General features: G+C 73.0%; 6 protein-coding genes. 5 read left to right on the plus strand and 1 reads right to left on the minus strand.

Translation table 11 applies throughout. The annotated features are described in order from the left end of the window. Nucleotides 1-445: 445 nt before the first annotated feature. The 5 genes from WMF43_RS38030 to WMF43_RS38050 all read left to right on the plus strand — a co-directional run bounded on the left by WMF43_RS38030 (nt 446) and on the right by WMF43_RS38050 (nt 11,986). Nucleotides 446-7,459, plus strand: a complete 7,014-nt coding sequence (locus tag WMF43_RS38030) for a beta-ketoacyl synthase N-terminal-like domain-containing protein (RefSeq protein WP_437672444.1) — start codon at nt 446-448, stop codon at nt 7,457-7,459. Nucleotides 7,460-7,533: 74 nt separating this feature from the next. Beyond that, entirely contained in the window at nt 7,534-8,325 is a 792-nt protein-coding gene (locus tag WMF43_RS38035) for a class I SAM-dependent methyltransferase (RefSeq protein ID WP_437672446.1), read from the plus strand. Beyond that, entirely contained in the window at nt 8,318-9,286 is a 969-nt protein-coding gene (locus WMF43_RS38040; RefSeq protein WP_437672447.1) for a class I SAM-dependent methyltransferase, read from the plus strand. The genes WMF43_RS38035 and WMF43_RS38040 overlap by 8 nt, the downstream gene beginning before the upstream one ends. Before the next feature lie 79 nt (nt 9,287-9,365). Further along, nucleotides 9,366-9,857, plus strand: a complete 492-nt coding sequence (locus WMF43_RS38045) for a DUF4188 domain-containing protein (protein WP_437672449.1) — start codon at nt 9,366-9,368, stop codon at nt 9,855-9,857. Nucleotides 9,858-10,726: 869 nt separating this feature from the next. Then, a complete protein-coding gene (locus WMF43_RS38050) occupies nt 10,727-11,986 on the plus strand; it encodes a hypothetical protein (RefSeq protein WP_437672451.1) in 1,260 nt (419 codons plus the stop codon). A 60-nt stretch (nt 11,987-12,046) separates the two neighbouring features. On the opposite strand, the gene WMF43_RS38055 is transcribed toward WMF43_RS38050, so the two are convergent. Continuing rightward, nucleotides 12,047-12,859, minus strand: a complete 813-nt coding sequence (locus tag WMF43_RS38055; RefSeq protein WP_437672453.1) for a tetratricopeptide repeat protein — start codon at nt 12,857-12,859, stop codon at nt 12,047-12,049. Nucleotides 12,860-13,049 lie beyond the last annotated feature (190 nt).

The raw sequence follows: 13,049 nt of genomic DNA on the forward strand, positions 1-13,049 counted from the left end.
GACACATTTCAAAAACAACGAATTTGCCGATCGAACTGCGCCAACAGCGCGCCACGACGAATCGGCAGCACGACGCGTTCCAATCGAATGAACCGATTTGGCAAGAAAACGACGTTGCGTGTCGTGCGCCGGGTGCCATTCTCGCCCCCTAACACGCCAGACGGCGCGCCCTTCGCGCTCTCGGCGGTCCACTCCGCCGCTCCGGCGGGCGAGGGCCGCCGAGCGGCGCCGCTCGGCGAGAGCGCGGGAGCACCTTGATTCGTGGGCTCCTGGGATGATCCGGTGAAGCGCGGGTGACCCCGCTCGACCGGCAGGGCACCTCCGTCTGGCATCCCCCCTCGCGCAGCCGGGCGCACGCGCGCCGCCTCCGCGAATGGCCCTGAACCGTCGTGACCCCGGGCGCGCGTCGTCCGGCGCGAACGACCAACGACAGAAGGACATGAGCATGCCCAGCAACATCGACTCGCCGCTGCCTTCGCGCGGATCCAGCGGCGCCGGCGCGCCGGCGGAGCCGATCGCGATCATCGGGATCGGCTGCCGCTTCCCGGGCGGCGCGCACGACGCGGGCAGCTTCTGGCAGCTGCTCCGCGCGGGGGTGGACGCGATCGGCGAGGTGCCGCCCGACCGGTGGAGCGCCGCGCGCTTCCACGACCCTCGCCCCGCGAAGCCCGGCAAGACGGTGTCTCGCTGGGGCGGGTTCGTGGCGCAGCGCATCGAGCTCTTCGACGCCCTGTTCTTCGGCATGTCCCCGCGGGAGGCCGCGTCGCTCGATCCGATGCAGCGCTGGCTCATGGAGGTCAGCTGGGAGGCGCTCGAGGACGCAGGGGTGGTCCCCGAGCGCCTCGCCGGGAGCGATACCGCGGTGTTCATCGGCGGCTTCACCGAGGACACCAAGATCCTCCAGATGGACAGCAAGAACCGCGATCTCATCGGCCCGCACGCGGCGACCGGGACCGCGATGACGATGCTGGCCAACCGGCTCTCCTATCTCTACGACCTCCGCGGGCCGAGCGTGGCGCTCGACACCGCCTGCTCCTCCTCGCTCGTCGCCGTCCACCTCGCGTGCCAGAGCCTCTGGAACGGCGAGAGCTCGCTCGCCCTGGCCGGCGGCGTCAACGCGATGTTCCGGCCGGAGTACACGATCGCCGAGTCCAAGGCGGGGATGCTCTCCCCCGACGGCCGCAGCAAGGCCTTCGACGCGCGCGCCAACGGCTATGTGCGGGGCGAGGGCGCCGGGATCGTGGTGCTCAAGCCGCTCGGCCGGGCGCTCGACGACGGCGACCCCATCTACGCCGTGATCCGCGGCAGCGGGGTCAACCAGGACGGCCGCACGAACGGCATCACGGTCCCGAACGGCGAGGCCCAGCAGGCGCTGATCCGCGAGGTGTACGCGCGGGCCGGCGTGTCCCCCGCGCAGATTCAGTACGTGGAGGCGCACGGCACGGGAACGCCGGTGGGCGATCCCATCGAGGCGAACGCGCTGGGGGCCGCGCTGGGCGCCGGCCGGGCGCCGGACGATCCGTGCTGGATCGGATCGGTCAAGACGAACATCGGCCACCTCGAGGCCGCCGCGGGCATCGCGGGGCTGATCAAGGCCGCGCTCTCGCTGAAACACGGCGCCATTCCGCCGCACCTCCACCTCGAGCAGCCGAACCCCGGGATCGACTTCGACCGGCTCGGCCTGCGGGTCCCGCGCGCGCTCGAGCCCTGGCCGCGGACGGCCGGCCCGCGCATGGCCAGCGTCAACTCGTTCGGGTTCGGCGGGACGAACGCGCACGTGGTGCTCGAGGCGGCGCCGGACGCCCCGGCCGAGCGCCGCGCGGAGCCGGCGGCGGAGGCGCAGGCCGAGCTCCTGCCCCTGTCGGCGCGCAGCGAGCAAGCGCTGCTCGACACGGTCCGCGCCTACCGGGACACGCTCGCCCGGGGCGAGGACGCGCCCGGCTCCCTGGGCGACCTCTGCCACGCCGCCGGCGTGCGCCGCACCCACCACGAGCACCGGCTGGCGCTGCGGGCCGGGTCGCGGGAGGCGCTCGCCGCGCAGCTCACCGCGCTGCTCTCGGGGGAGCCCGTCCCGGGGCTCTCCATGGGGCGCCGGCCGCGCAGCCCCGGCCGCCTCGTGTTCGTGTTCGGCGGCATGGGACCCCAATGGTGGGCGATGGGGCGCGAGCTCCTGGCCCGGGAGCCGGTGTTCCACGAGGCCGTCCGCGCGTGCGACGTGCTCCTCCGGCGGCACGCCGGGTGGTCGCTGCTCGACGAGATGCTGGCCGACGAGGCGCGCTCGCGTATGGCCGAGACCCAGATCGCCCAGCCCGCGAGCTTCGCCCTGCAGGTCGGCCTGGCGTCGCTGTGGCGCTCCTGGGGCGTCGCGCCCGACGCCATCGTCGGCCACAGCGCGGGCGAGGCCGCGGCGGCCTATTGCGCCGGCGTGTTCAGCCTCGAGGAGGCGGTCGAGATCATCTACCACCGCAGCCGGCTCCAGCACCGGACCACCGGCCAGGGCAAGCTCGTCGCGCTCGGCGTCCCGCTCGAGGAGGCCCGCGCCGCCCTGGCCGGCCACGAAGACCTCATCTCCATCGCCGCGGTGAACAGCCCGAGCGCGGTGACCCTGGTCGGCGAGAAGGCCGCGCTGGAGGCCTTCGTCCGGCCCTTCGAGGCGCAAAAGGCCTTCGTCCGCTTCCTGCAGGTCGACGTGCCCTACCACAGCCATTACATGGATCCGCTGCGGGGCGAGCTGCTCGAGGCGCTCTCGCACCTCCGGCCGCGGCGCGCCGAGGTGCCGCTCTACTCGACGGTCACCGGCGCCCGCGCGCAAGGGACGGAGTGGGACGCCGCGTACTGGTGGCGCAACGTGCGTGAGCCCGTGCTGTTCGCCGCCGCCGCCGAGGCGCTGCTCCACGACGGACACGGCACGTTCCTGGAGATCGGCGCGCACCCGGTGCTGGGCGCGTCGATCCAGGAGTGCGCCGCGCTCTCGGGCCAGGGAGCGGTCGTGCTGGCCTCGCTGCGCCGGAAGGCCGAGGAGCGCGCGACCCTGCTGGACGCGCTGGGCGCCCTCTACGTCGCCGGCTTCCCGGTCGACTGGCGCGGCGTGCACCCGCGCGGCGGGCGCCCCGTGCGGCTGCCGCTCTATCCCTGGCAGCGCGAGGCCCACTGGATCGAGTCGGACAGCTCGCGGCGCGACCGGCTCGGCGCGCCGGCCCACCCGCTGCTCGGCGAGCGCCTGCCGAGCTTCCAGCCCACCTGGGAGAACGTCATCGACGTCGATCGCCTGCCCTACCTGAACGACCACGTGGTGCAGGGGACCGTGGTGTACCCGGGCGCGGGGTACATCGAAATGATGCTCTCCGCGGCCCGGGAGCTGTTCGACGCTGGGGATCAGGACGTCGAGCTCTCGGACATCGAGTTTCGCAAGGCCCTCTTCTTGCGTTCAGACACGTTGCGTTCGGACACGGGGCTGCATGCAGGTACGGAGACGGACAGCGGGGCAGACCCCCGGCCGCGGGTGCAGCTCGTCTGTGACGGCGAGCAGGGGAGAGCGACCGTCGCGAGCCGCGCCGGCGGCGAGGGGCAGCCGTGGACCGAGCACGCCAGCGCGACGGTCCGCCTGGCGCCCAGGGCCCGGCGCGCAGGGCAGATCTCGCTCGACGCGTGGCGCGCGGAGCACCCGCGCGAGACGCCGCAACACGACTGCTATCGCTACCTGAAGAGCCTCGGCCTGCACTATGGCCCTCGGTTCCAGGGCGTCGTCGCGCTGTGGCGCGGCGCGAGCTCGGCGGTGGCGCGGGTCTCGCTGCACGACGAGGACCGCGCCGCGCCGGGCGGGTACACGCTGCACCCCGCCCTCCTCGACGCCTGCTTCCAGGTGCTGCTGGCGACGACGATGCCGCCGGACGGCGCCGGGGATCGCGGCCCGGGCGTCTACCTGCCCACCCACATCGAATCGCTGCGGCTCCACGGCCCGGTGCCCGAGCGGCTCTGGGTGCGCTCCCGGATCGCGGCGTTCGACGAGCACCTCATGCGCGGCGATCTGGTCGCCTGCGACGACGACGGCAACGTGGTGCTGGAGCTGCGGGGCGCGGTCGCCCGCTCGCTGGAGCACGCGCAGGGCGCGAGCGCCGTCGACGTCCGCAGCCTGTTCTACGGCGTCCAGTGGGAGCCCGAGCCCGAGCCCGAGGCGGCGGCGCCCGCGCCCGCCTCGGCGCCGCGCGCCCCGGGCAGCTGGCTCATCCTGGCCGACCGGCAGGGGTTCGGGCGAGCGCTCGCGGCGCGGCTCGAAGCGCAGGGCGACACATGTGTGCTCGCCTTCGCCGGCGAGCGGTTCGCGGCGGACGAGGCGCGGCGCGAGCTCGCGGTCGACCCCGCGTCCCTCGACGACATGCGGCGGCTCGTCGACGCCGTCTTCGGCGGCCCCCGGCAGCCCTGGCGCGGCATCCTCCACCTCTTCGGCCTGGACGCGGCCCCGGCGGACGACATGACGCTCGACGATCTGGACAGCGCGCAGGCGCGCGGCCCGATCGCCCTGCTGCACCTCATCCAGGCGCTCGACCAGAGCGGCCACGGCGATCTGCCGCGCGTGTTCGCGGTGACGCGCGGCGTGCACGCGGTCACGCCGGATCTGCCCCCGACCGCGGTCGCGGAGTCCACGATCTGGGGCCTCCTGCGCGTCGTCGCGTACCAGGAGCACGCGGACCGCTACGGCGGCCTCGTCGACCTGGACCCGAGCCGGCCGCAGGGCGAGCTCGATCTCGTCGCGGCCGACCTCGTCGCGGGCCGGTGGACGGACCAGGTCGCCTACCGCCGCGGGCAGCGTTACGTCCCGCGGCTGGTCGAGCGCCCCGATCTCGTGAAGGCCGCGCCGGCGCTGACGTTCCGGCCCGACGGCAGCTACCTGATCACGGGCGGCCTCGGCGCGCTCGGCCTCCTCGTCGCGCGCTGGATGGTGGAGCGCGGCGCGCGGCGGCTGATCCTCCTCGGGCGCAGCGCGGTCCCGCCGCGCGCCGCGTGGCCGTCGGTCGCGGCCGACACGCCGGCCGGGCAGCGCATCGCCGCGGTGCGCGGGCTGGAGGCGCTCGGCGCGAGCGTGCAGCTCGCCGCGATCGACGTCGCCGACGAGGCGCAGCTCGCCGCGTTCCTGGAGCAGCGCCGGAGCGAGGGCCACCCGCCGATCCGGGGCGTGATCCACGCCGCCGGCGTGAGCAGGCCGCACCTCATGGCCGACCTGTCGAAGGAGGAGTACGCCGAGACCGCGCGCCCGAAGGCGCACGGCGCGTGGCTCCTGCACCGGCACCTCGCGGCCGAGCCGCTCGACTTCTTCGTGCTCTTCTCGTCGCTCGCCGCGCTGGGCTTCACCGCGGGGCAGGCGGACTACGCCGCGGCCAACGCCTTCCTCGACGGGCTCGCGCACCACCGGCGCGCGCGCGGCCTCCCGGCGATCAGCATCAACTGGGGCCCGTGGGGCGAAGCGGGCATGGCGACGCTGCTCGAGGACTACTTCCACGACCGCGGGCTCACGCTCTTCTCGCCGGACCTCGGCCTGGAGGCGCTGGGGCACGTCCTGCGTCAGGACGTCGACCAGTCGACGGTCGTGTGGATCCCCGACCCGCAGCGCTTCGCCGACAGGAACTTCTCCTCCGGCAGCACGGTGCCGTTCATCACCCGCCTCCTCGGCGGCCGCGCCGCCGGCGAGGCCGAGGGCGCCGCGGGCGCGCCGTCAGAGGACCTGCTGCACGCGATCTTCGAGCCTGCGGATCCCGCCGAGCAGCGCGAGCGCCTCGCGGGCCACCTCACGGCGCTCGTGGCGCGCGTGCTCCGGCTCGCCGCGCCCCAGATCGACCGTCACACCTCGCTCGGCGGCCTCGGGCTCGACTCCCTGCTCGCGCTCGAGCTGAAGAACCGGATCGGCACCGAGCTCCGCGCCACCGTCTCGGTCGTCGACCTGCTGAAGGGCGCGAGCGTCGCGGAGCTCGCCGACAAGCTGCACCGGACGCTCGCCGAGCCGGCGTCCCCCGCGGGCGCCGCGCCGGACGCCGGCGACGCGAGCGCGCTGGTCACGGGCGACGTCCCGCTCGGGCCGAACCAGCGGTGGTTCGTCTCGCGCGACCTGCCCAACCCGCACCACTGGAACCTGTCCACGCTCTGGGAGGTGCTCCAGCCGATCGAGCCCGAGCGCCTCTCGCAGGCCCTCGAGGCCGTGATGCTGCACCACGACGCGCTCCGGACGCGGTTCGAGCGCGACGGGCGCGGGTGGCGCCAGACGATCGCGCCGCCCGGCGGCGCGGCGCCCGTCACCGTCGTCGATCTCTCGGCCCAGTCCGAGGAGGCGCAGGACGCGGCGATGGACGCCAAGGCCGCGGAATTCCAGGCGAAACTCGACCTCTTCGCCGGCCCGCTGGTGCAGCTCGTCTATTACGACCTCGGCGCGCGCCGGCGCGACCGGCTGCTCCTCATCCTCCACCACCTGGTGAGCGACTTCGTCTCCGTGCGCATCGTGCTCGCCGATCTCCAGCTCGCGTACCGCCAGCTGGCGCAGGGGCAGCCCGCCGCGCTGCCCCCGAAGACCACGTCGTACAAGGCGTGGGCCGAGCGGCTCGTCGAACAGACGCGCGCGATCGACCAGCAGCGCGAGGCGGCCTACTGGGCCTCGCAGCCCTGGGACGCCGCGCCCCCGCTGCCGATCGATCATCCGGGAGGGAGGCAGTCGAACACGATCGCGTCGACGCGGATCTTCTCCACGTCGCTCTCCGCCGAGGAGACGAGCGCGCTCCTGCACGACGTCCCGAGGGCCCAGAGGACCCACATCATGGCGGCGCTGCTCTCCGCGCTCGGCGAGGCGTTCGCGCGCTCGGCGGGCGTCGACGCGCTGCTGCTCGACGTGATCATGCACGGCCGGGACGCCCTGTCCGAGGAGATGGATCTCGCCCGGACCGTGGGGCTCTTCGCCCACGGCATTCCCCTGCTGCTCCGGCGCCAGGGCGCCGCGACCGCGACCGAGGCGCTGCGCCGCGTCCAGGGCCAGCTCGATCGTTTCCTGAGCCACGGGCCGGCCTACGCGCCCTCGCGCTGGCTCACCGAGGACAGCGAGCTCGCCCGCGCGCTGAGGGCCTTGCCCAGGCGCGAGCTGATCTTCAACTACGTCGGGCAGCTCGAGCCGTCGCTCTCGGGCGGCGCCTTGCTGGCCGCGGTGCCGATGGTCCCTCGCGCGATGGAGGACCCGCGGAACACGCGCGACTTCCTGCTCCAGGTCCAGGTCGGCGTGTTCGGCGGGCGGCTCGCGGCGCTGTGGAACTACAGCGATAACGTCCATCGCCGCGGCACCATCGAGCAGCTCAACGGCTGGTTCCTCGAGGCGCTGCGATCGCTCATCCGGGAGTCGGCAGCGCCCGAGAGCGCCGGCGCGCCGGGCAGGAGGGCCTCCGCGAGGGCCTCGGCGATGACGATCTTGCAAGAGGGCGGCGAGTGAGCGGGCGGCCTGCCGCGCGCACGCCGCCGGAGGCTGCATGGAGTCGAGACCCCAGAACCACAGGCACGGGCACCATGTACGATTACGATAGAGAGTTTTACGACATCATGAACAGGGAGGCGATGCGCTCCGCCGCGCCGATCCTCCGCCTCCTCACGGCGTGGTTCGAGGTGACCAGCGTCGTCGATTTCGGGTGCGGCCACGGCGCGTGGCTGAAGGTCTGGAAGCAGCTCGGCGTCCCCGAGGTGCTCGGCCTCGACGGATCCCACGTGGATCGCTCCGCGTTGCTCGTCGATCCCGCCGAGTTCCGCGCGGAGGATCTCACCCGCCCCGTGCAGCTCGGCCGTCGTTTCGACCTCGTCCAGAGCCTCGAGGTCGGCGAGCACCTGCCGCACGACGCCGCCAGGGACTTCGTGGGATCGCTGACGCGCCACGGGAACATCGTCCTGTTCTCCGCCGCGCCGCCGGGCCAGGGCGGTGAGTTCCACATCAACGAGCGCCCGTACCGGTACTGGCGCGAGCTCTTCCACGAGCGCGGGTACGTGCTGCTCGACGCGGTCCGCCCGGCGGTGAAGGACAGCCCGGAGGTGTCGTACTGGTATCGATTCAACACGTTCCTCTACGTCCACCGCGACGCGCTGCCCGCCGTCCCCCGCGCGCTCCTCGACGCCGCGATCCCCGCGGACCGGCCGATCCCGGACGTCGCGCCGCTCTCGATGAAGCTGTGGCGCATGATGCTGAGGCCCATGCCGTCGTGGTGGATCACCTACATTGCCAGGAACGTCATCAAGCCGCGCGTGGTCCAGCAACACCGGCGCGAGGCGGCCGCGAGGTCGAGCGAGCGAGGAGATCGAGCCCATGGTTGACGTCGAGCGCGGAGCTCTCCCCGGGTCCTTCGAGGGCTCGGTCTTCGACCGCGGGACCACGGAGCTGCACCTCGGGATCCTGCGCGCGCTGGGCAACGGCGCCGACGGCGCCGACGGCGCCGACGGCGCCAACGGCGCCGACGGCGCCGACGGCGAGCGCATCTCCTCGGCCCTCGAGCGCCTCGCGGCCACGCTGGGGGCCCGTCTCGACGAGCTCGCGCGCCGCGCCGAGCGGGGCGGCGACGCCGCGCTCCAGGCGCTCTCGCTGGCGAAGCGCGTCGCCTTCGAGGTCGTCTATCCGCTCGCCAGGGCGGCCGACCTGAGCGGCGCCGCCCGCGACGCCGTGGGTCAGCTGCTCGGCCGCGCGTGCCTGTTTGAGCGCGTCCCCCACCCGCGATACCACATCACGCAGGACTGGTTCTCTCACAACATCCCCTCCTGGCAGGAGGTGCTCGCCCCGCTGCGCGGCGAGCCCGGCGTGAGGTGCCTCGAGATCGGCTCGTTCGAGGGCCTGAGCGCCTGCTGGCTGCTCGACAACATCCTCACGCACGAGACCAGCCGCATCGTCTGCGTCGATCCGTTCGAGAGCCCCGGGCAGCTCCAGGCGGAGCGCCACTTCGATCACAACGTGCGGCAGACCGGCGCCGGACACAAGGTCACGAAGCTCAAAGGAACCTCGCACCAGGCGCTCCCGCTCCTGTCGGGCGCGCTGTTCGATCTGGCGTACATCGACGGATCACACCACCCCGCGGACGCCCTCAAGGACGCGCTCTCGGTCTGGCCGCTGCTCCGGCGCGGCGGCCTCGCGATCTTCGACGATTACGCCATCGGCGGCTCCTACCCGGCCGAGATCGCGGCGTCGATCGACCCGCGGCCCGGCATCGACGCGTTCCTCGGCTTCGCCCGCGGAGAGCACGAGATCGTCGCGCAGGGCTACCAGCTCGTCGTCCGCAAGACGTGACGTCCGCCCGCCCGGCCCGCGGCGGCGCGGCCGGGCCGTCATCGACCATCACCGCCTCTTTTCTCGACGGAGGAATCGCGTGGGACTCATTCATGCTGGACGGTACAGGGCGAAGATCGAGGGCGACTTCGTGATCTTCATCATCGGGATGAGGCCGAACCGTCCGTGGAAGATGAGGACGTGGGGGTGGATCGCGCAGTCCATGGGGGAGATGCTGCGGGTGCTCCGCGAGCACAAGCACAAAGGGCTGCTCAGCGTCCGGGGCGCCATCACGCTCGACGGGCCGCTCGTCATCCAGTACTGGCGCAGCCGGGAGGACCTCTACCGCTTCGCGGAGAACCCGGAGGATCCCCACCTCGGGCCGTGGCGCCGCTACAACAAGGAGGTCAGGGACACGGGCGACGTGGGCATCTGGCACGAGACCTACGAGGTGAAGGCGGGCGCCTACCACTCGGTCTACGTGAACATGCCGCGGTTCGGCCTCGCGGCCGCCGGCGAGCACATCGCCGCCGGCAAAGGGCGCTCGCCGGCGAAACACGACGGCGCCGCGCGGCCGAGGCACGACGGGTGAAAGAAGCAAGCCAAGCCGGGGCGCGGAGCAGCAAGATCCCGTCAACGAAGCAAGCCAAGCGAAGTGACGCGGGGCGCGCTCCCGCACGGATGCTGGGTAGGTCTTCGTTGTCCGTGGCCGTCGCTGCCCGCCGCGCTCCTCGATGCGTCGCGCGCAGCGCAGCGGGCCTGTCCACCAGCGCGCCCCGCGTCCAGGTGGATAGCAGAGCGCATGCCAGGGCCCGAGTCGCCGGAGCTCCGGTCGCCGCGCGGCGGCAGGGCGCCCGGAACAGCCTCGCCGCGCGGCGCCGCGCCTGCGGGCTCACCGTCCTCCCCGCACCGATGGCCGGAAATCGGCGCGCCGCACGTGCGCCGGTGCCAGCGTGCCACCCCCGCGACGTGCCACCTCGCGACGTGCCACGCCCAGCGCCGCGCCGGGACCCAGCAGCCCTGCCCGTCGGCTTCGTGCTCCAGGTGTTGGCGTTGCACCCGACGATGCTCACTTACGCTCCTTGAAACGCGGAGACATCCCGCCAGCGGCCCATGTAGGCCCCCCAACGACACTCGACTCGTCGCGTCAGCGGCGTCGAGCTTCGTGCTCGACACCCGTTTCCGCTCGTGGCATCACCACGCGCGACCGTCGAATCGCCGCGCGATCTCCGGCGCTCGATGTCGGAACTTTCGCTCGGCTACGGTGTCAGACTCGACTTCACCATGGGGCTTCCCCACGTTTCCGGCGGACCAGCCGGACACTCGGCTCGCCTGGAGCGCCCCTGGTCTCGCTCCTTCACGCGAGCCTCTCGGGGGGATGTCGCCCTGTCAGCACGGCTCGTTTGTAGCTCCGCGGGGGGCGTCTCCGCACCGCGACCAACCCACAGCAGGAATCAACTCATGCGCACACTCACCAGACTGATCGCTCTCGTCGGCGCCGCCGCGTTCGTCGGCTGTTCGTCGTCCAACACCGGCCCTGAGCCGCCGGACGACGGGCCGCTGGATCCGCCGGCCGAGGGCGCCGGCGTCCAGTACCGGATGGTCACGACGATCGAGCCGGGCCAGGAGATCGAGCGCTGTCAGCTCTTCGTCGCGCCCCCGGAGGGGCTGAACATCCAGCGCGACATGGTGCGGTACTCGGGCGGGAGCCACCATGTCCTCCTCTTCGCGACGGCCTACACCGAGATCCCGGCGCAGACGCGCCGGGGCGTCGCCCTCGACGCGAGCCAGGTCCACGACTGCAAGGACGGCCCCCAGGCCGACTGGGATGTCACCGGCGTGGTGTCCGGCTCCCAGTCCCCCGACGGCAACCCGATCCTCGGCGACCTGCCGGAGGGCGTGGCGGTCAAGGTCGCGCCGGGCACGGTGCTCGTCATGAACACCCATTACCTGAACACCTCGCCCGACCCGATGGAGACGGACGCGCGCATCAACCTCTACACGATCCCGGACGAGGACGTGAAGACTGAAGCGGGCATGCTCTTCCACTACAACCCCTTCATCCACGTCCCGGCGCGCGGCGAGTCCTCGGCGCGGATGCGGTGCACGACCGAGCACGACATCTCGGTCGTGCGCGTGCAGTCGCACATGCACCGCCGCGGCGTGGGCTACGCCGCCCACAAGGTCGGCGCCGACGGCGCGATGGAGCAGATCTACGCCCACAACAAGTGGGAGGACGTCCCCACCAAGGACTTCTCTCCGTTCCTGGAGCTCAAGGCGGGCGAGTCCCTCGACTTCCGGTGCGACTACACGAACACCGAGGCGCGCGACGTCATCCAGGGCCCGACCACCAAGGACGAGATGTGCATGCTCATCGGCCCGTACTTCCCGCGCTCCCCGGCGTACGAGAGATGCAGGGCCGAGGACGGCTCGATCGGGACGTGGTTCGGCACCGGGACGGCGACGTGCGCGGAGACGCTCTCGTGCATCTCCACGGCGAAGCCGCTCGCGGAGGACGGCGGAGCCGAGTTCTTCGGCTGCGTGGTGAACAGCTGCGAGGGCGCGTCGGCCTCCGTCTCGAAGCTGGTCAACTGCCAGATCACCGGCGGGTTCGGCGCGTGCGACGAGGCGTGCGGCCAGGGCGAGGAGGCGTGCGGCGCGTGCGTCCAGGAGGCGTGTGGGCCGGTGGTCGAGGCTTGCCAGGCCGCGGCGTGCAACTGACGTAACTGACGTGAGGTTCGGCGCCGCCGGGCGGATCTCCCCCGCCCTGGCGGCGCTGGCCTAGAAGCTCGCCTTGATCTGGATCCTTCCGGCGCCCACGCCGGCGCTCCAGGCGACGCCGCGCGGCGCCCGCGCCGCCGCCGCGCCCGCGGTGTCCGGCGCGGCCCCGCCGCCGGGCCGCACCACGAGCAGCACGACGCCCGCGACCGCCGAGGCGGCGCCCACGACGAAGCCCACGGTGGACACGTTCCCGAGCGTGGTCGCGGTGTCCGCGTCGCCCTCCAGCTCGGCCGGGCATCGGTGGCCGTCGCAGTGCGACTTGATGTGAGAGACCTTGGACAGCGACATGATCCCCGTGGCGGTGCCGACGCCGAGGCCCACGGCCCCGAGCCCGAACGCGAGGCCGGCGGGCAGCAGCGAGCCGCGGCGCGCCTCGTCGGCCGGCGCCGGCGCGGGCGCGGGCGCGGCGCCGGCCTTCGCGGGCGCGGCCGGCTTGAGCGCGTCGCGCACCGCCGCGAGCTCGACCTCCGCGTCCTTCCGCGCCTCGAGGAACGCGGGCGGCGGATCGTCCGGGAGCGGCTCGCCGAGGACCTGCTCGTACAGGGCCTGCGCCTCCTCGAGCTTGCCGAGCTTGCGCTGGCACCGCGCCATGTAGAGCACGAGCGTCGGCGCGTGGTAGATCCGATCCGCCTCCTGGAAGGCCTCCAGCGCCTCCTGCCAGCGGTCCGCGCCGTAGAGCTTGAGCCCCTCGTGGCCCTTCGCCCGGGCGAGCTGCTGGGCGTCGGCGGCGGGTCGGGCCGGCGGCTCCGCCGAGAGCGCCGGCGCCGCGGCGAGCAGCGTGACCGCGAGCGCGCAGCGACGAAGACAGTTCACAAGCGGGTTCGCCGCGGCGCGAGGCCGCGAGTGTTGGGGAGATCGCATGGCGTCGTGTCGCATCGTCCAGCGGCTGCGCCGGCGGTGCGGCCGCTGACGTTATCAGGTTCGCGGCGCGCTGAGTAGAGGCGCCTCGGCGGGGACCGGGCCACCGTCAAGTCGTCGCATCGAAACGGGTCGGATACATTGC

The sequence above is a fragment of the Sorangium sp. So ce131 genome (assembly GCF_051519095.1).
In the GTDB taxonomy this organism is placed as follows: domain Bacteria; phylum Myxococcota_A; class Polyangia; order Polyangiales; family Polyangiaceae; genus Sorangium.

What these genes read in the sequence shown, in the direction of transcription:
- WMF43_RS38030 (WP_437672444.1), top strand. Translation starts at nt 446, where the DNA reads ATGCCCAGCAACATCGACTCGCCGCTGCCTTCGCGCGGATCCAGCGGC.
- WMF43_RS38035 (WP_437672446.1), top strand. Translation starts at nt 7,534, where the DNA reads ATGTACGATTACGATAGAGAGTTTTACGACATCATGAACAGGGAGGCG.
- WMF43_RS38040 (WP_437672447.1), top strand. Translation starts at nt 8,318, where the DNA reads ATGGTTGACGTCGAGCGCGGAGCTCTCCCCGGGTCCTTCGAGGGCTCG.
- WMF43_RS38050 (WP_437672451.1), top strand. Translation starts at nt 10,727, where the DNA reads ATGCGCACACTCACCAGACTGATCGCTCTCGTCGGCGCCGCCGCGTTC.